General features: G+C 47.7%; 15 protein-coding genes and 1 pseudogene. 5 read left to right on the top strand and 11 right to left on the bottom strand.

Annotated elements, in window-relative coordinates; all coding sequences use genetic code 11:
- Positions 1-123: 123 nt before the first annotated feature.
- Positions 124-1,734 (bottom strand): lysine--tRNA ligase, encoded by a 1,611-nt coding sequence (locus JGUZn3_RS06630; protein ID WP_203412792.1) that lies wholly within the window; start codon positions 1,732-1,734, stop codon positions 124-126.
- A gap of 146 nt (positions 1,735-1,880) precedes the next feature.
- On the opposite strand from JGUZn3_RS06630, the gene JGUZn3_RS06625 reads away from it, so the two are divergent.
- Positions 1,881-5,051, top strand: coding sequence for an ATP-dependent DNA helicase (locus JGUZn3_RS06625; protein WP_203412791.1), 3,171 nt, complete (start codon positions 1,881-1,883; stop codon positions 5,049-5,051).
- 318 nt (positions 5,052-5,369) lie between these two features.
- Here JGUZn3_RS06625 and JGUZn3_RS06620 read toward each other — a convergent pair.
- From JGUZn3_RS06620 to groES, 4 genes and pseudogenes are all read right to left on the bottom strand, one after another.
- A pseudogene (locus JGUZn3_RS06620) lies at positions 5,370-5,987 on the bottom strand (DHA2 family efflux MFS transporter permease subunit); the annotation flags it as partial.
- Positions 5,988-6,947: 960 nt separating this feature from the next.
- A complete protein-coding gene (locus JGUZn3_RS06615; protein WP_203412790.1) occupies positions 6,948-7,151 on the bottom strand; it encodes a cold-shock protein in 204 nt (67 codons plus the stop codon).
- Positions 7,152-7,419: 268 nt separating this feature from the next.
- Positions 7,420-9,054: a chaperonin GroEL gene (gene groL / locus JGUZn3_RS06610; protein ID WP_203412789.1), complete on the bottom strand. Its 1,635-nt coding sequence runs from the start codon at positions 9,052-9,054 to the stop codon at positions 7,420-7,422.
- Between the two features lie 106 nt (positions 9,055-9,160).
- Positions 9,161-9,451 (bottom strand): co-chaperone GroES, encoded by a 291-nt coding sequence (groES, locus tag JGUZn3_RS06605; protein WP_203412788.1) that lies wholly within the window; start codon positions 9,449-9,451, stop codon positions 9,161-9,163.
- Between the two features lie 445 nt (positions 9,452-9,896).
- Between groES and JGUZn3_RS06600 the strand changes: the two genes are divergently transcribed.
- Positions 9,897-10,562, top strand: a complete 666-nt coding sequence (locus JGUZn3_RS06600) for a dienelactone hydrolase family protein (protein WP_203412787.1) — start codon at positions 9,897-9,899, stop codon at positions 10,560-10,562.
- Positions 10,563-11,533: 971 nt separating this feature from the next.
- Here the strand turns inward: JGUZn3_RS06600 and JGUZn3_RS06595 are convergent.
- The 4 genes from JGUZn3_RS06595 to JGUZn3_RS06580 form a co-directional block, all read right to left on the bottom strand.
- Complete coding sequence (locus tag JGUZn3_RS06595) at positions 11,534-11,680, bottom strand: hypothetical protein (protein WP_203412786.1); 147 nt, start codon at positions 11,678-11,680, stop codon at positions 11,534-11,536.
- An 8-nt stretch (positions 11,681-11,688) separates the two neighbouring features.
- On the bottom strand, positions 11,689-12,561 hold the full coding sequence (locus tag JGUZn3_RS06590) for an S-methyl-5'-thioadenosine phosphorylase (protein WP_203412785.1): 873 nt from the start codon (positions 12,559-12,561) through the stop codon (positions 11,689-11,691).
- A 36-nt stretch (positions 12,562-12,597) separates the two neighbouring features.
- The gene (locus tag JGUZn3_RS06585) at positions 12,598-13,431 is read right to left on the bottom strand and encodes a cytochrome c1 (RefSeq protein ID WP_203412784.1); all 834 of its coding nucleotides are present in this window, start codon (positions 13,429-13,431) and stop codon (positions 12,598-12,600) included.
- A 99-nt stretch (positions 13,432-13,530) separates the two neighbouring features.
- Complete coding sequence (locus tag JGUZn3_RS06580; protein ID WP_203412783.1) at positions 13,531-14,862, bottom strand: cytochrome b; 1,332 nt, start codon at positions 14,860-14,862, stop codon at positions 13,531-13,533.
- A 258-nt stretch (positions 14,863-15,120) separates the two neighbouring features.
- Between JGUZn3_RS06580 and JGUZn3_RS06575 the strand changes: the two genes are divergently transcribed.
- The 3 genes from JGUZn3_RS06575 (at position 15,121) to JGUZn3_RS06565 (ending at position 17,745) form a co-directional block, all read left to right on the top strand.
- Positions 15,121-15,345, top strand: coding sequence for a hypothetical protein (locus JGUZn3_RS06575; RefSeq protein ID WP_203412782.1), 225 nt, complete (start codon positions 15,121-15,123; stop codon positions 15,343-15,345).
- A 167-nt stretch (positions 15,346-15,512) separates the two neighbouring features.
- A complete protein-coding gene (gene hemF / locus JGUZn3_RS06570) occupies positions 15,513-16,412 on the top strand; it encodes an oxygen-dependent coproporphyrinogen oxidase (RefSeq protein WP_203412781.1) in 900 nt (299 codons plus the stop codon).
- 214 nt (positions 16,413-16,626) lie between these two features.
- A complete protein-coding gene (locus JGUZn3_RS06565) occupies positions 16,627-17,745 on the top strand; it encodes a hypothetical protein (RefSeq protein ID WP_203412780.1) in 1,119 nt (372 codons plus the stop codon).
- A 113-nt stretch (positions 17,746-17,858) separates the two neighbouring features.
- On the opposite strand, the gene JGUZn3_RS06560 is transcribed toward JGUZn3_RS06565, so the two are convergent.
- Positions 17,859-18,659: an ABC transporter ATP-binding protein gene (locus JGUZn3_RS06560; protein ID WP_203412779.1), complete on the bottom strand. Its 801-nt coding sequence runs from the start codon at positions 18,657-18,659 to the stop codon at positions 17,859-17,861.
- A gap of 3 nt (positions 18,660-18,662) precedes the next feature.
- On the bottom strand, positions 18,663-19,727 hold the full coding sequence (locus JGUZn3_RS06555) for a FecCD family ABC transporter permease (RefSeq protein WP_203412778.1): 1,065 nt from the start codon (positions 19,725-19,727) through the stop codon (positions 18,663-18,665).
- Positions 19,728-19,756 lie beyond the last annotated feature (29 nt).

Below are 19,756 nucleotides of genomic sequence, written 5' to 3'. Positions count from 1 at the left end.
CCCATCATTGTTTCAACCTATCATTCAGGCCCTTTAATCAGGGAAAGGAATAAACCAAACTTCCCTATAATCGTGGCCGTCTTCACAAACTACAACCCAGACTTGAATAAAGAGTTGTTCTGTTTATTTACGCTCTAATGCAGATTTTATCAATCCTATTGTTGCATCAATTCCATAAAGAGCAACAAAACTGCCAAATCTTGGACCCTCTTTTTGCCCCAACAACACTTCGTATAAACAGGAAAACCAAGCCCGCAAGGGCGTAAATTCATAGGTTTTGCCAATTTCAAAAACCAGGTTTTGAAGGGCTTCTCCTTCCTGCCTTTTCGTTTCATCCAGGCTGGCCAGGCCCTGGGCAAGGGCGTGAAGGGCATTGCGCTCTTGGTCTGTGGGGGCTCTAAACTCTTTATAGGCTTTTACAAAGTCCGCATAATAAATGAGGGCGTATTCAATTAACCGGCTTACTTCTGGATAGGCTTCTGGCGTAAGGGTAGGATCGTATCTTTTGAGAAATCCCCAGAGAATATCAGCATTCTCGGCATTGGCCGCACTGACCAAGTTTAACAACATGGCAAAAGAAACAGGGGTTTTCAGCTGAGTAGGAATTTGCCCTTTGTCAATAAACCAGGCTGGGTTGGTATATCGCTGCACCTCTCCTTCGGCCTCCTCCTGCGAGGTACGACGCAGAGTTTCGGCATGGCTATAATATTCATCGGTGGCTTTGGGGATGACGTCAAAATACAGTCTCTTAGCCCGTTGAGGAGCATTAAACATATATTGCGCCAAACTTTCGGCCGGTGCGTATCTTAACCATTCTTCCACTGAAAGCCCATTGCCTTTGGATTTAGAAATTTTCTGACCCTTCTCATCCAAAAACAATTCATAAGTCAGCCCTTGGGGCGGCTGGGCACCCAGTATTTTGCAAATCTTGCCAGAAAGCTTAACACTCTCTATCAGGTCTTTGCCCGACATTTCATAATCTACACCCAACGCATACCACCGCATGGCCCAATCCGCCTTCCATTGCAGTTTGGCCCGCCCAGCGGTAACCTCTGTCTCAAACAGCTTTCCGCTCTCATCTCGCCAGGCAACTGTTCCGGCAACAGGGTCAACCTTTTCCATTTTTACTTGCATCACCACACCTGTCTCGGGATGGATGGGCAAAATGGGAGAATAGGTGGCTTTACGCTCTGGCCCCAATGTGGGCAAAACGGCCTTTACAATGGCCTCATGCACTTCTAGCACACGTTTTAAGGCAGCATCAAAACGCCCTTCAGTATAATACTGTGAAGAGGAGGCAAACTCATACTCAAAACCAAAACTGTCCAGAAAAGAGCGGAGCATGGCATTGTTATGGGCTGAAAATGAGTCGTATTTTCCAAAAGGATCAGGGATACGCGATAGAGGATGGCCCAGATGCTGACGCAACATCTCCTGGTTGGGCACGTTATCAGGCACTTTTCGCAAGCCATCCATATCGTCTGAAAAGGCAAGCAACCGTGTTGGCCTACCGGTTAAAGCCGTAAAAGCCTGCCTCACCCACGATGTACGGGCAACCTCCCCAAAAGTGCCAATATGGGGCAAACCAGAAGGGCCATATCCTGTTTCCATCAAAACCGGTTTGGATGGATCCTCTTTCCCATTCTGTTTTAAATAAGCCGCTATTTTCTCTGCTTCTTCAAAGGGCCATATCTTTGGGCGCGGAGTGATCAGGAAAGGGGGTAAATCGGTCATATTTAGCCATATATTCTGGTGAAAAAATTCTGCATTATGGACTTCTTCTTTACATTTTATGCAGAGTTAGTAAATAGTAGGTTTGGATATTCTCTTTTTGAACCCTCTTTGTTCATGTTTTGCTTATTTTTCATCTTCTTAAAACCATGCCAGCCATACAGACCCTTTCTCCTATTTCCCAGCTACCAGCCCTTATTACCCGCAACCGTTTTGCCCATTTAACAGAAAGCGAAACAGGCAAACCCCATATTATCCCCCCCAATAAGCTCTTAAAAAAGCTTTCAGCCTACTCTTCTCTGCTGATGGTTTATCAGCCCTTTACATTTCAACAGCTGAGAATTTCCCCCCTCAAACCGCCCCCCACTTTAAGCTGTATGGATATTCTGGAACTCTTCACCTTTGCTTTTCCTGCCCAAAATGTTGTTCCTACTCTGAGGGGAATTCTGGATTTTTTTCATCACCCCAACGGAGTAAAAATTTACTCTCATCCCCAGCCTAGCACCTTTTACAGCTATGCCTCTGCTGAAGAAACACCCTACCTCCTCTATGAAGTCGCCCAACAGCTTCTTTCACATATCAAGGGCCTGCAATATACCCCCAATGCCCCTGAAATTATCGCTCTAGCCCTTTTCTTGCATCATCATCACTGGAATTGGGCGCCTTATGTGCTGGATGCCCTCAATATCACCCCACAGACCCCACCCCAAATGCGCATTGAAGATGCTATTCGCGTTTGGCGACGATTGCCCAAATGGGAAGAACCAGCCCCCACCCCACCCCCATCGGAAACAAACGCAGTCTCTTCTGAGGAAACCCGTACCTATCTCGCCCAGCTGCTAGGCAGGAAGGCAGAAAATAGAGCCGGCCAGGCCGATTTTGCAAGCGTGATCACCACAATCTTCCAGCCCCCCCAACCCGATACAGGTCCCCCTGTGATTCTTCTGGCAGAAGCGGGCACAGGAACCGGCAAAACCCTGGGCTACCTTACCCCTGCCCTGCTCTGGTCTAAAAAAAACCATGCCCCCGTCTGGATCAGTACCTATACCCGCTACCTCCAACATCAAATCTTCAAAGAACTCCAAAAATTCCTCCCGCACCAGGAGAAAGCCAAAAGAAACATCATTTTACGAAAAGGGCGTGAAAACTACCTTTGCCTTTTAAACATGGAAGAAAACCTTCCCACATCCCTTTCGGTTTTCAGAAACGAAAGCAACGCCACAGGAAGAGTTTATGGCACCCTTTCTGCGTCTTCTGCGGGATTTCCCCCTGAGGAAGCCCCCCCTGAAGAAATAAGGGGCCCTTCAAACCGGCATATTGCCTATGCTCATCTTGCCCGTTGGGCTACAGCAAGCCAGGATGGCGATATATTGGGAGGGGATTTACCCGGATGGTTTGCAGACCTTTTCCCCCAGCTGAACCTTTCAGCCCTCACCGATAAAAGGGGAGAATGTATCCATGGGGCTTGCCCGCATTATCAGTGCTGTTTTATTGAACATTCCATCCGCAAGGCCAAAACGGCCGATATTGTTATTACCAACCATGCTCTCAGCATGTATCAAATCGCCTGGGCCCACCCCGAAAAGACCCAGGCCGATCCTTCATCCGAGCAAACCCCCGAAACCCTGCCTACACATTATATTTTTGATGAAGGCCACCACCTGCCAGAAGCGGCAGATCAGGCTTTTTCAGTTGCCCTTTCCGGCCTTGAGGCCGCTGAGCTACGCCGATGGTTATTGGGAGCTGAAGGAAAAAACTCCCGTGCAAAAGGGCTAAGAAGAAGGTTTGATACCCTGCTTGATGCCATCCCTGAACTTGCCGAGCACCTGCACAGCCTCTATCTTGTCACCCATAAAACCCTCCCCGAAAGTGGGTGGAACAAAAGGATCGATCAGCTTTTTGAAGACACATTGTCACAGCCAGAGAATGGGTCACAGCCAGAGAATGGGTCACAACCAGAGAATGGATCAGAACCAGAGAATGGATCAGAACCAGAAAACAGATCGCAACCAGAAGATGGCCAACTCCCTTTTTCTTCCCCTCTTATACCCCTTACCCTTGTAGAACAGCTTTTATTGGTTTTCCGCAAACATATTCACCTGCACAGTACCGCCAAAAAAAACTCATCAACCTATGCTTCCCGAGAAGCCGACCCTTTTCCGCTTCCGGCCCATTCCCTGCCCGTTATCCAAAATCTTAAATCAGGGTTAAGAGAAATTGCCAGTATCCTTAAAAAACTCGCAACAGCCTTAAAAACCTATCTGGAAGCCAACCCTCAAACCCTCGAAAAAAACATACGGCTTCATATTGAAGGGCTTCTCGTTAGCCTCCAGCGCCATGGCATAGAGCGCCTTACCGCCTGGGATGCCATTCTAGAAAATCTTATAGCCCAAAATACACACCCTTGTTCTGAAACCTCTGAAACACCCGCCACCATTTCCTTCCTCAGTCTGGACTATTTTTCAACCATCTCCCCTGGGGCCTATAATCTAGGCATTTACCGCCACTGGACAGACCCATCCCTGCCCTTTTCCCTGAATATGGCGCCCCTCAGCAAGGGAATTGTCATGACCTCAGCAACGCTACGGGACCAGGCCGATACCCAAACTGAAGAATCCTGGCACATGGCAGAAAAAAGGCTGGGCGCTTGTCATTTTCCTTTCCCAGCCATACGGGCTTCCCTCAGCAGCCCCTTTAATTATGCAGAGCAAACCCGAACCTTTATTATCACCGATGTCCAACATAACGACATTGCCCTTTTAGCCAGTGCCTTTAAGGCCTTATTCTGTGCGTCAGGTGGTGGAGGGCTGGGGTTATTTACCGCTATCAGCCGCTTGCAAGCCACCTACAAGCTCTTGGTTGATCCTTTACAACAACAAGGCATTACCCTTTTTGCCCAACATGTTGATGGGATTAGTAATACCAGCCTGATTGATCTGTTTAAGGCAGACCCCCATTCGTGCCTGTTAGGGACGGATGCCATGCGAGATGGGGTTGATGTGCCCGGCAATTCCTTAAGATTGGTGGCCTTTGAGAGAATCCCTTGGCCACGGGGGACAATTCTTCACCGTGAACGGCGCATTCATCTTTCAGAAGGCAATCCTTCCCTTTATGATGAGCAAAGCGTTCGCCTTAAGCTTCGCCAGGCCTTTGGCCGTCTTATTCGCACGCAAAATGACAAAGGTGTGTTTGTTCTGCTCGACAGGCGTACCCCAACCCGAATGCTCTCTGCCTTTCCCCCTGGAACCAACCCCCTACGGGTGGGCCTCAAGGAGGCCTTGGAAGAAATTAAAAAATTCCTCGCTCCTAAAAATTCCTAACCCCCCTATTGTTAAACCCCTCTTGCTAAACCCCTGTAGAAAATTGCTAAACCCTTTATCACCAGACCGGTTCTTAACGACATTCCTTTCAACAATGGCATCACTTTAAAAACAACTCCCTTTGGCTAGAAATCACTTTTTCTCATCGATAAAGCAAAAAACCTCACAGAGGCAAAACCTAACAGGTGAGAAAAAGCCATTGCCTCGCCTCTCAACTGGCCGCCCTCATACCCTAAAGCCCCGAAGACGACAAATCAATGAGCTTATCACCTGCCTTAATGGGTGTGGACAAAAGGGCTGTACGTTCTGCAGGCTCCACAGCAAGCCCAGCCCAATCGTAATAAGGGACAGTCCTATAACATCAACCGAGGATTTCTGTTTTTTGGCCCAAGGTGGATCATCAACCACAGCAGCAACTGCAAATGTGGTTAAAACACCAATAGGGACGTTAATGAAGAAAATCCACCGCCACGAGTAATTATCCGTTATCCACCCTCCCAATGTCGGGCCGATCACGGGAGCAACAATGGTTGCTACAGCCGTCAACCCAAAAGCTGCTCCCCTCTTTGCAGGGGGAAAAGTGTCAAGAATAATAGATTGCTGGTTAGGTTGAAGACCCCCACCAAAAAACCCTTGCATGAGGCGAAAAATAATCAGCTCAGGTAGGCTAGTAGCAATACCACACAAAAAAGAGGAAAAAGAAAATGCAAGGATACAAATAAGAAAATAGCGCCGTCGGCCCAGAACACGGCCTAACCAGCCTGAAATGGTCAGCACAATGCCATTAGCAGCCAAATAGGATGTCAGTGTCCAGGTTGCATCATCGTAAGTGGTTGACAAGTTCCCTGCAATATGCGGAAGCGATACATTCACAATAGTGGTATCAAGCACCTCCATAAAAGCAGCCAGCGTCACAACGACGGCAAAATGCGCTGGGCATCGGTGACATTAAGCTCCCGGTGACAAAATAATCAAAATACTATCGTCTGCAGCAATACTCTGTAGAAATATCCCCACCGGAATACCCAAGCGATAAAGGCATTTTTCTGAAAAATGTAATTGTATTAAACGTCATTTATTAAAAAGGGTAGAATCGGGGATAATCTCAATTTTGTTGCCGTGTTTAACCTTACAGCAGAAGTAAATTTCGACTTATTACCGGCTGCCCCTCTTCGTAGAGGTCCTGACACGCGGTCCTAAGCGAAAACCCTCTACTTTCAAATGGAAGGAAAGAGCATTCACAACAAAAAACTCTCACCATGAAGGCCAGCTGATAAAAAAGAACAATCCAAGATAAGAATATTTCAAGGCAAAAGCAAATCCATGGCCATCCGCTGTAAAAGCCTGACCAAAGAGATAAAAAGCATCGGCAAAAACAAGAAAATTATAATCCCCACACAGCGACATTGGCTTCATCCGCGAGGGTTTAAACGCTTGCTAAGGATAGGAATGGTGCAAGGACAGCTTTTTAGAGCTGATCTGATGTCTCGCTTTTAAGGCACGCACTTTAAAAAAATCAATGCGCCCTTTATAACCACCCTCATAGGCCACTTGGGCAAAACTCTTTGGATAAAAAAGCTTTTTAATAAGCCCTCTCACCTCGTTTAGCCGCACGGCTCAACAAAATTGGTTGCCTCCTCGCAACACGGAGAGGAAAAACCTTTATCCGTCCTGGCATTCTCAAACTCAACCTGCTTGAGTTGTTACGTTGTTGGTAGAGATATTCCAAATAAAGGGTACAATATCCAAGCCATAAAATATCATCACCTTATCCTATTATGTTTAAACCTATAATGAATGTGACGAATCTCTAAAAGTAAGCACTCGTAAAAAACCTTTATAAAAAAAGAAAACCGCCAAAAGGCGGTTTCCCTTACGCTACAACAAAAAAGATTCTTACAGAACCTTCAGGTTTGTTGCCGCTGCTTTCCCACGCTCAGTAACAACTTCATAGCTGATACGTTGATTTTCTGCCAAATCACGCAAGCCTGCAGCCTGAACGGCAGTGATATGAACAAACACATCTTTGCCGCCATCTTCTGGCATAATAAAACCGTAACCCTTAGTGGTATTGAACCATTTCACGGTGCCTGTGGCCATTACCGTGTATCCTTTTTAGTAAGCAGCCCCAAGGGGCCTAAATTAACATAACAAGCTATATATTCGCCCTGCCGAGACAAAATGAACATATACCAAACTTTACCCCCACCTTAAAGATGGAGCAGGAAAGTACACTTTCCCTCTATGTTTGTAACACCGAATAACGGTTACGAAAAGTAACAAAAGTATGTTCAGCACACAAAAAACAGTAAAAATACAAAAAGGCCCCAAATAATGGGGCCTTTTCGAAAGGGATAATAGAAAAAAACTAGAAATCCATATCACCCATGCCACCGCCAACACCGGCAGGAACAGGTTTTTTCTCTGGCTTTTCTGCAATCATCGCTTCTGTGGTAACCAAAAGACCGGCTACAGAGGCTGCATCCTGAAGAGCTGCACGCACCACTTTGGTTGGATCGATAATACCAGCCTTCACCAGATCCTTATATTCAAGCTGTTGAGCATCAAAACCAAAAGCATAGTCTTTGCTTTCCAGCACCTTGCCAGCAACAACGGCTCCATCTTCACCAGAGTTTTCAGCAATCTGGCGTAAAGGCGAAGTCAGCGCACGGCGAACAATTTCTACCCCTACGCGCTGATCATCATTGTGAACCTTCAGCTTGGACAACTCAAGAGAGGCACGAGCCAAAGCTGTACCACCCCCAGGAACAATCCCTTCTTCCACAGCCGCACGTGTGGCATGCAGGGCATCATCTACACGGTCTTTACGTTCCTTAACTTCCACCTCGGTAGACCCACCAACACGGATAACAGCAACACCACCTGCCAGTTTAGCGAGGCGTTCTTGCAGTTTTTCGCGGTCATAATCAGAGGTTGTCTCTTCAATCTGGGCCCGAATCTGGCCGCAACGGGCTTTAATGTCGTTTTTGCCGCCATTGCCTTCCACAATTGTGGTGTTCTCTTTATCGATATGAACTTTCTTAGCACGGCCGAGCATATCAAGCGTAACGTTTTCAAGCTTAATGCCAAGGTCTTCACTTACAACCTGGCCACCAGTCAGAATAGCAATATCTTCCAGCATGGCCTTACGACGATCGCCAAAACCTGGGGCCTTAACAGCGGCAATTTTCAGCCCACCACGCAGCTTGTTCACCACGAGGGTTGCCAGAGCTTCCCCATCTACATCTTCAGCAATAATCAGCAATGGCTTGCCAGACTGAACAACACTTTCCAGCAATGGAAGAACAGGCTGTAAAGAAGAAAGCTTCTTCTCGTGAATCAGGATATAAGGGCTATCCAGATCAGCGGTCATCTTCTCGGTGTTGGTAACAAAATAGGGAGAGATGTATCCACGATCAAACTGCATCCCTTCAACAACATCTAACTCGGTATGCAGGCCCTTGGCTTCCTCAACGGTGATAACACCTTCATTGCCCACTTTCTGCATGGCCTGGCTGATCATATCGCCAATTTCTTTTTCACCATTGGCAGAAATGGTTCCAACCTGAGCCGTTTCAGCAGGGGTGGTAATCTTTTTGGTGTTTTTTTTCAGCTGTTCAACAACAACACCGACTGCCTGGTCAATCCCACGCTTAAGATCCATAGGGTTCATGCCCGCAGCAACCGCTTTTGCGCCTTCACGAACGATAGCCTGTGCAAGAACTGTTGCTGTTGTTGTGCCATCACCAGCGATATCGTTTGTTTTAGAGGCCACTTCGCGCACCATTTGTGCACCCATGTTCTCAAACTTATCGGCCAGTTCAATTTCCTTGGCAACAGAGACACCGTCTTTGGTAATACGGGGAGCGCCAAAGCTTTTATCCAACACAACGTTCCGACCTTTTGGGCCGAGTGTCACTTTTACCGCATTGGCCAGAATATCGACACCACGCAGCATACGTTCACGGGCATCACTGCCAAATTTGACTTCCTTAGAGGCCATAATCTTAAAACTCCTAATAAATAGACAAAAGGGAAAATGCTCTTTTCATACCCATAGAGACCCCTCACTTCCTGAAGCAGAACAAGAAGCAGGATCAGGGAATGAATTAGCCAATAATTCCCAGAATGTCGCTTTCTTTCATGATCAGCAGGTCTTCACCGTTAATTTTCACTTCTGTGCCAGACCATTTGCCAAACAGCACGGTATCGCCCGCTTTAACATCCAACGGGGTGACTTTTCCTTCTTCGCTCCGAGCACCGGAACCTACAGCAATCACTTTACCTTCCATAGGCTTTTCTTTTGCTGTATCTGGAATAATAATGCCACCAGCTGTCTTTTCTTCACTATCGAGGCGACGAACCAGTACTCGATCATGCAAAGGACGAAACTTCGTCATAATGGATCAAACTCCACTTTTCTATGGCAGGCTCTTCATGAAGCAGCCTTGCCGGTTAATACGCGCGTCATGCCGCGTTTCTACAAACAAACTTCGCACTTAATTTTGAGGGAGAACGACTTTTAGCACTCTCCTACCTCAAGTGCTATTGTTAGGAAATAATATAGTTCCTCTTTTCTGTCAAGAAAATACTTACCAAAACCTTATCTCTTCCCAACAAAGGGGAAAGCCCCTATAACGGCTAAATAAACATTCCGAGTAGAACGCTCTTCTTCTGGAATATGTTGTACTAAACTCACCCCCCTTCATTTAATCAATGACCGAAAAACCATCATGGTGCTTTGCTCAACCCTGCTACTTCTTTTTTGCAGATTATTCTTAAAAGCATTTCTTGCTATGATGAGCAAAGCTGCCATTTCAAAACCTTTAATCTATGGAGCATTCTATGGGCCAATTTATTACACTTACCGCCGCCGACGGCCATCAACTTAAGGCGTACGAGGCAGGCGTGGGCAACCCTCACAAACTGGTTGTTCTTCAGGAAATTTTTGGGGTTAACCACCATATCCGCGCTGTATGCGATAACTTTGCCAAAGAAGGCTACCACGTTATTGCTCCGGCCATGTTTGACCGTATCAAGAAAGATGTTGAGCTGACCTACGACTCAGAAGATTTCAAGGCAGGCGTTGAAATAGTGACCAAAATCCCCGTAGAAAGCAGCTTAAAAGACATTCAGGCCGCAGCAGAAAAACTGGGGGATGGAAAGAAGGGCATTATTGGCTATTGCTGGGGCGGCTCACTCACCTGGGAGGCAGCAACGACAACCTCCATTTTTTCCGCAGCTTCAGCCTGGTATGGGGCGGGAATTCCCCATAATAAAGACAGAAAAGCCAACTGCCCCGTGCAGATGCATTTTGGGGGTAAAGACACCCATATTCCTATAGAAGGTGTAAAAGAGGTTGAAAAAGCCCATCCGGAAGAAACAGTAGAAGTTTTTATATATCCAGAGGCCGAGCACGGGTTTGGCTGTTCTGAGCGTTCCAGCTTTAATAAGGCGGCCTATACACTGGCCCAGGAAAGAACCCTGAAATTTTTTAAACAATATTTATAGGTTAAACAATGAGGGGAAGCCCCCCTTTCCCCTCAAAGCCTTGGCCCCCAAATTTGGCCCCTAAAATTACCCCCTAAACAAGAAACTACTCTGCCACGCAGGGCTTTAACCCTCGTAATCGGCTCTACAACACCACTAGAGGTGGTTCCAGGGATAAAGCCCTTACTGGCAAACTATAGCCTATCCGTTGGAGCACGAGACTTTGTTATAAGGATCATACCTCAAGGTTATAATGGCCATATCCCCAAGAAATCGTCCCCCTCTACCGTCTTCCTTACCACAAAGGCGGTTTTTTTAGGGAACTCGCTGTAACAGCCCAAGAGAAAGGACGATCCACACAAACACAAAAATATAAAAGCCATATATGCTCAGTAACAATCAACAAATCAGGCAAGCATTCTTTCTTGGTAAGGTGTTTTTAAATACCACAGCACCATCTTTGAGCAGCCAATCATGGAAAACCCATGATGCCACCACCCTATCTTGCGCCAGCTAAGGGCAAAATACCGGTGATGCTATAGGAATCTTCCTAAAACGGAGCAAGGTTCTAAAACCGAGCAAGAAACGAGCAAAAGTTTACTATACAGGGGAGTTCACTATAGGAGAATGTCAACATCCCACTTAAAGCCCCCTCTTTTGACGACTGCTTTGGCTTCAACAGAAAGCTTTAGGGCTATCCATTAAATCTGCATATCCTTCAAATTTGCACCCTATTGCTGTTGCTGTATAGGATTGTAAGCCTCCTTTCAGAAGCCCCCCAAGGGTTAGAAGACCAAAAAATTAGAAGCCCCCAAGAGTTACCGGAAGTTACCAGGAGTTAGAAGATCAGGCGGGGGGGGACTGCAAAAAACGATACCAAATCGGCCTTTCCCCGCGATTGCTCCCCAAGCGGAAGGATCACGGCTTCAACCCATTTGCAGGCCTTCATAAGGGCTGGATCACGCTTTGAAGGAGCGATGATAAGGGCGTGATCAAGAGCATATTCGCACCCCAGCTGACATACGCTTCAAGGGTTGGTCCAAGCGGGGAAGCACAGCCTCAATCAGCTTGCGGGCATTGGCAATATTGGCGTGCAGGGTTTTTATGACAACAAACCCTTTGCTCCCCTCATATTTCATTGCCTATTTTACAGCACACGACCAGCTATGGTTTGCAGTTTTTCCAAAAGGGCTGGATCACGCTTTGAAGGGGCGGTCATAAGGGCGTGGTCAAGGGCATGTTCGCACCCCAGCTGACATACGCTTCGAGGTTGACCCAAGCGAGGGATCACCGCTTCAATCAGCTTGCGGGCATTGGCAATATTGGCGTGCAGGGTTTTTATGACAGCATCAACTGTAACATGCTCATGCTCTGGGTGCCAGCAATCATAGTCTGTCACCATGGCTATGGTCGCATAACACATTTCGGCCTCACGGGCGAGTTTGGCCTCGGGCAGGTTGGTCATCCCTATAACCGAGCACCCCCAAGACCGGTAGAGGTGACTTTCCGCCTTCGTGGAAAATTGAGGGCCTTCCATCATCAAATAGGTTCCCCCCCGCGTAAACGGAATAGCCACGTCCTGGGCTGCTTCCGCCACCTTATCACCCATACGCTGACAAACCGGATCTGCCATGGAGATGTGAGCGACACAACCCGTATCAAAAAAGCTGCTCTGACGGGCTACTGAGCGATCAATAAACTGATCAACTATCACAAAATGCCCTGGCGCCAGCTCCTCCTTGAGGGAACCTACTGCCGAGAGAGACAAAATATCCGTAACGCCCAGAGACTTAAGGGCATGGATATTAGCCCGGTAGTTTAACCCAGAGGGAGAAACATAATGCCCCCGCCCATGGCGTGGTAAAAAAACACAGTCTACCCCTTTTAATGTGCCTAGCAGCACCTCATCAGAGGGCTCACCCCACGGGGTGCTCACCTTGCGCCAAACCTTGTTTTCCAGCCCTTCAATATCATAAAGGCCAGAGCCTCCAATAAGGCCAATAACCGGTTTTGTAGACATCGTGCTTACCTTTCCTGTTTTTCTCTCTGTTTACTTCTACTCTTCTTTACTTCTACTCTTCTGGGCTAGGAGCCATAGTCTTCTTTTAAGAAGGAAAATACATACGCCCACAAAAATCAAATATAAGGTTGCGCTTATCCCCCATTGCCTGCGCTCTATGAGATGGGGATGAGCCACCCACTCTAAAAAGCTGCTCACATCATGGGCTTGCTGGGCCAGGGAAAGGGCATGACCATCCCTATCGTGTATCGCCCCTACCTGCAATGGGGGGGGCATATCGGTAGAGTGGTTTTTAGCGTAAATATTGTAATAAGACCCTATGGGAACTTTCTCACCCTCAGGTGCTGGCCTATACCCCTGCAAAAAGGCCTCTATACGAGAAGCCCCACCCGGCCAGTAAGCCGCAAAGCTGGAAAAATCCGGAGGGAGTGCCCCGTTATTAGCACGTTTTGCCTCTTCCTCACTCCTGAAGGGAGAGGGAAAATAATCCCATCGCCCAGCTGGGCGGCTCTTTGGCCCTGCCTCACCTAATGGATTAAGAGAAGATAGGCTCCCCGCAGGATGTTCTGTAGGATGTTCTATGGAATGCCTGCCAGCAATTTGTTTAACCTGATCGTCGGTTAAACCTAGGGCCTTAAGGTCATCAAAGCGCATATATTTAACGCTGTGGCACCGCGCGCACACCGTATCGAATACGACAAAACCCCGCTGAATACTGGCAATATCCGGCCCAGAAAGCCCATCTTTCCGAAGAGGATAAGGCGAAATAGCAGGAGCAGCCCAGAGGCTTTTCACCCCAAGGCCAATCCCCAAAATGGCCAACCCTACTCCTCGGTTAATCCGCCTTCTCCCGCCATTTCTTATCCCCATGGCCCCTTTATCCTATCCGCCTTATTGACTGCCTACCCATCCTTTGTCCTCCCACCAACCCAGCTGCTTTGTAAAGCTACCACCTTACCCACAACATTCTTAGCCCTTTCCTGTTATCCCTGGATTTTCTTCTTCCCCAATTTTCTTTTTCCCTGAAGAGAAAAAATTTCCCGAAGAGAAAAAACCGGAAAGAAGAGGAACAGCCAACAGAAAAAATACGTAATACCATACCAAAGCCAAACGGGCTGTCCAAAGCCACGCCCCTGCCATATGCGCCTTGCCTGCCAAACCTAGCACGATAAAGGCTATAACCGTTAAGGTCAGCCCCACGCGATATAGCCACCCCTCTTTTAACAGGTGCTTTTTGCCACAATCCAGCCATGGTAGAAAAAAAAGAAGGCCAATAGACCCCCCAGCCAGAATAACCCCCCACATTTTGGAAGGAACAGCTTGCAGCATGCCGTAAAAGGGCTGAAAATACCAGACAGTTTCAACCTGAGCCGGGGTTTTAAAGGGATTGGCCGGCCGCCAGTTATCGGCTTCCACCAACCAGGAGGAGAAAAAACACCCCAGCACAACCATCGCCAGAAAAGCAGCGATCATCACCAAGGCATCCCTCATTAAAAAATAGGGCGCAAAAGGAAGAAGCACTTTTTTTACCGCCCCGCTATTGGCAACCTTTATTCTAGCCTGTTCCCCCCCTTCAGGAGGGACTGCGGATGAAGGTGAGCCTCCTTCCTTTTTGCGTTCTTTTTTCCGATGAAAGAGAAACCCGTAAACACACCTGACCATAATGATATGGGCAAAAATAACGCCTACGGCTACAAAACCCAATACAAAATGCAGCACAAATAACCGGTGAAGGTAAACCTCCGTGGGGCGTTCTGCCCCTTGTATCCACACCACCAGACTGTGACCAACCAAGGGAATGGCCCCCATGGCCTGACCTACCACATCGGCTGCCCAATACGAGATTTGTCCCCAGGGCAGCACATACCCCGCAAAGGCTACGCCCATAAACATCCCCAGCAGAAGTAGGCCGCTCCACCAGGCCAATTCCCTCGGAGCGCGATAGGAAAGGTAATAAAGCCCACGAAGAAGATGCCCGTACAAAAACACCATGAATATGCTGGCTCCGCTCACATGAATAGCCCTTATCAACCACCCGCCAGGAATGTGGCGTTCAATCTCCTGGATCGAAGAAAACGCCCCTTCTGCGGTAGGAACGTAAAAAAGGGCTAGGAAAACGCCACTCAGGACCATCAGCAAAAACAGAATACATAACACATCGCCCAGTGCCCATAACCAGCTTATGGCTGCGGGCATGGTGTAGTCTTGAAAATGCCTTTTAAAAAAGGCCTTGACTGGCAACCTTTGTTCCAGCCAACCTAAGGAAGAAAGATCCTTTGACGAAGGAGTATTCTTATCCATATCTGTTTGATCCCTACCGATGTGGCCAATCCTCTCTTATGCATCCCACCATATTTTCCCCTTCTTATTAGGGCGCTCCTTATCGGATTCCTCCTGATTGGAACCCTCTTTGTTGGACTCCTCTTTATTGAACCAAGACCTGTTATATGGCCTTGCTGTTCAGGGACAAAACCACTTTCTATTCTACAATGACCCTATAATTAATGGCCCTATAATTTATCTCTCAAAATTTTGCCTATCAAATAGGCTCCACCATCCATGCGGAAGATTTGGCAGCTTTCATGGGGCATGCAGGGGCGCTTTGCGCAAGCCAGTATTGTGCAAAAAACCAGCATTATGCAAAACCAGCATTGCGTAAGCCAGTATTATGTAAAACAACATTGTGTAAAACTAGAAAAACACAGCATGTCTTTCTTAAAAATTCATTCCTCCATCATTTGTTCCAGCTGCTGTTGTGCCGAACATAACAACCCTCTGCATTGATTTATCGTTTTAGGTTCGCCTAATCTTGATAGGCCTATCTTGATAGAATGAATATTGATATAACTAATAGGATTATTCAAAATATTTCTATACACCCTAATCTACGACTTTCTATTTTAATTGTATTTTATTCAACATATTTATTCATTTTAAAGGATCTGACAGACATGTCTTCCATACCGCACAACGCCTATCGTGAAAAGGCCCAGCACTGGTTTGAAACCTTACGGGACATGATCTGTGGCGAATACGAAAAAATCGAGCAAGAGGCAAAGGACAGCAACGCCCCCACATTGCCGGGCCACGATGCCCCAGAAAAACCAGGAAAACTAGGAAAATTTGAACGCAAAGCCTGGACACATCCCCAAAAAGGCGGTGGGGTTATGAGCGTCATGCGAGGGCGCGTGTTTGAAAAAGTCGGCGTCAATGTCTCGACCGTCGAAGGGGAGTTTTCAGAAGAGTTCCGAAAAACAATCCCTGGGGCCGAAGAAGACCCACGCTTTTTTGCCACAGGCATCAGCCTTGTTTCCCATCAGTGCAACCCTTTTGTACCAGCAGCCCACTTCAATACCCGCATGATTATTACCAGCAAGGGTTGGTTTGGGGGGGGCGGGGATTTAACCCCCATGTTTTTGGAAACACCAGAAACCAAGGAAGACACCCTCTCCTTTCACGAACGATACAAACAGGCCTGCGACCTGCACGACCCAACCTATTATCCCAAATTCAAGAAATGGTGTGATGAATATTTCTATCTCCCTCATCGCAAGGAACCCCGTGGAGTGGGAGGCATTTTTTACGATTGGCTCAATACGGGCGATGTGGAAAAAGATTTCGCCTTTACCCAAGATGTTGGGCGTGCCTTCCACGAGGCATATCCTGCCATTATCCGCAAGAGACTCCATACCCCCTGGACCCAGGAAGACCGCGAAAAACAACTGGTCAGACGTGGACGATATGTAGAGTTTAACCTTCTTTACGACCGTGGCACGCTTTTTGGCCTGAAAACAGGGGGCTTTACCGAAGCCATCCTTATGAGCATGCCGCCAGAAGCCAAGTGGCCGTAGCCCCTTATTGTAAATATTTGATTTTTTTCTTTATAGCCCTTATCTCAAGGGCTATATTACGTTATTTTAATCCAACAACCTTGCCTGCAAAGGCTTTGCTGCTTTATTATAAAAGGAAAATACCCCTATAAAGTTGGCTATAGGGTTTGCAATTAGGAAAAGTGGTCCCTAGCCAAAGGGAACAGGGCAAAACAAACAAGGCACAATAAACGCTGTGGTTAAAATTTTTGAAAAAAGCCAGATTCCATTACCCTCTACCCTTTCTCGGCGTCAATTGCTCACGGCACTCCTCCCCTCGGCAATAGGGCTTTCCCTTGGAAGTATCCCCTTCCAAGCTTCTTCACAGCCCCTGCGAGCAACCTTATCCTCAGCTACACAAGGCATACCTGATCCCACTGCCTATACTCTTCTTGTGGCAGCCCCTGGCCTTCCCTCACAGGAACGCTGGAAGCAGATCCTCCTTTCCGCCCTGAAAGAGACCCTGCCCGGCGGGGACATTCAGGCTTCTGCCGTTCCTGGGCAAGATGGGGTCAGTGGGGCTAACCAATTTGACACTCGCCCAGAAAACAGTAGCCATACAGCCTTGCTTGTACCGGGGTCTGCGATTATTGCAGCCCTTGCCGGTGACCCACGGGTACATTTTGATTTCGGGCGATGGATTCCCATCTTTAAAAGCCTGACAAACTGTGTGGTCGTAGGCCCACAGGCCCTTCAGCATCCCCTGCAGGCCCGTTTTCGCAAACATAGCTTCAAGGTGGCAGTTTCAACCTATATTGGTGCAGAGCTCCCCACCTTGCTGGCCTTGCATCTTCTGAACTTTACCCCCTTGCCCATAGTGGGAATGGGAAATGTTGACGAGGCTGTCAAGGCCCTGCTGAACAGGGAAGTCGATATTATCCAGATGGATAGCAAACACTATGCTGACCACCAGGATGAAATAAGCAAAGCAGGGTTTGGAGCCCTTTTTTCCTTTAATGCCACCGCCGATACCAGAGCTATTCCCACTTTTTCCCAAAAATACATAGTGGAGCGTAATCATCCCCCCCAAGGCCTTCTTTATGAAGGCTGGCAAAGTCTGGCCAGTGCAACAACCCTTGAAACAGCCTGTGTCATGCCCATGCTTACCCCACCTCAGGAAATTGCTCAATGGCGCCACGCCATAAACCGGTTATTACAATCCCAAGAAGTCGTAACGATGGCAAAAGAGAATTTTTTAACCCTGCAAAGCCTCAAAGAGTCAAATGATGCTTCTTTCAACATCATGCAACCCTCCCTTTCTGCCCAGCTCGCCATTAAGCGATGGCTCACCCCATTGCTTTCTGAATGGAAGTAGGCAGTGCGTTAACCATTCATAAAAAATGCTTTTACCTTTGCCGGCTAAGTCTTGTGCGAGCGAGGTATTGTTTTGGGCTAGATATTATTCTGACCTAGGTCTTGTTCTCGTTTTCAGGAAAGTTCTTCTGAAACACCATCAACCATCACATGCAAAAGACCTTTAGAGCAAGGCTCGATACGCGCCTGAACATGGTAGACATCAGAGAGTGCAGCGGGCGTGATCACCTCTCTCGGTTGTCCGTAGGCATAAATACGCCCCTTTTGCAGCATAACAACCCGATCAGTTTTCTGCATGGCAATGTTCAAATCATGCAAAACCATAACCGTAATCATATTACGCCGGATGGTTTCTTCACCAATAACATCCATTACCGAAAACTGCCTATTCATATCCAGAGCGCTCAACGGCTCATCCAGTAATAAGAGATGCGGCCGGCATGCCAAAGCCTGGGCTAACCCAACAAGTTGCCGCTGCCCTCCTGAAAGCTCGTCCAGATAGCTCAAAGCCAAATCATCAATCTTTAAGCGGGCCAATATTTCCAAAACCTCATCGACCTCATCCAGATAGGAGGCCGCATTGGGGGAAGAGGCTGCTATTTTACGGGCTGTGACCACCGTTTCCAAAACCTGCATGTGGATTCTAGGAGGGAGGGACTGAGGGAGATAAACGCAGATTTTAGAGCGCTCAAGAACAGATATACGGGAAATATCCTGCTCTCCCACAAACACTTTTCCCTGCTTGCCAATTTTTTCAAGCCCTGCTATAGCCCTCAATAATGTTGACTTGCCACTGCCATTTGGCCCTAAAAGAGAGGTCACCTCCCCTTGCGGTAACGGCTCAAGCGAAAGGTTATGAATAACCCGTACATGATGATACCCGACATCCAGATTTTCTGCCCGTAGAAAGCGCATCGGCTAAGCCCTTTGCCTCCGAAGAATAATCACCATAAAAAACGGTATCCCCACCAAGGCGGTTACAATACCTACGGGTAAAATAACACCGGGGAGAATATTTTTTGCCGCCACCGATGAAAATGATAAAATAACCCCACCCACCAAAGCACAACCTGGCAGATAAAAGCGGTGGTCTTCCCCAAGAAGCCTACGCGCTATGTGAGGAGCTACCAGCCCCACAAACCCAATGGTTCCGACAAAGGAGACAGCCAAGGCGGAGAGGATGCTAATACGAAACAGAGCCGCAATACGGGTTTTGCGAATATCGACCCCAAAGCTTGCAGCCCGTTCTTCACCCAAGCGTAAAATGGTCAGTTTCCAAGCCGCTTTCAAAGACAGGGGAAGAATCAGGAAAAAAGCTGCCACCAACAGCCCAAGCTTAGGCCAATTGGCGCGGGTGAGGCTCCCCATTGTCCAAAATACCAAATCTTGCAAGGCATCTTCATTCGCTACAAACTGCACCATGGACACAAGGGCATGGAAGGTAAAAACCAAAGCAATACCAAACAGCACAACAATACTGGTCGAAGAGCGGCTAACCCTGGCCACCAAATCCAACAAAAAGGCCGAACCTATCGCAAAGACAAAAGCATTGCCCGATACAATCCATTCTGGTGGAATACCTGGAAGACCCCAATGCAGGATAATAGCTAGCGAGGCCCCAAAAGAGGCCGCCGCCGAAACCCCCAGCGTATAGGGGCTGGCGAGTGGGTTATCCAATATTGTCTGCATTTCTCCACCGGAAAGCCCTAAAGCCATACCCACAAATACGGCCATAAGGGCGTAAGGCAACCTAATTTGCCAGACAATAACCGATTGAGAAACATTGACCAAATCGGGATGAAAAAGCGTATGCCATAACTGGCCGGGCGTAAGGCCAGAAGGGCCAAGCATGAAATCTGTTAACAAACCGGCCCCAATCACCAACAGCAACCCCATTAGCACAGCAATTCTGCGCTTGAGCACCTTTTTATAGGCTCCTGCAATTTGGGTGCGCCGCTCATGAGGAACTGAGACCTCCCTCATAAGATTGAGCCTTGCCCTTTCCTCTGACC

This window comes from Entomobacter blattae (assembly GCF_014672835.1).
GTDB classification, from domain to species: Bacteria; Pseudomonadota; Alphaproteobacteria; order Acetobacterales; family Acetobacteraceae; genus Entomobacter; species Entomobacter blattae.
Note: the sequence above shows the minus strand (reverse complement) of the source record. Positions and strands in the feature narration are given on the sequence as shown.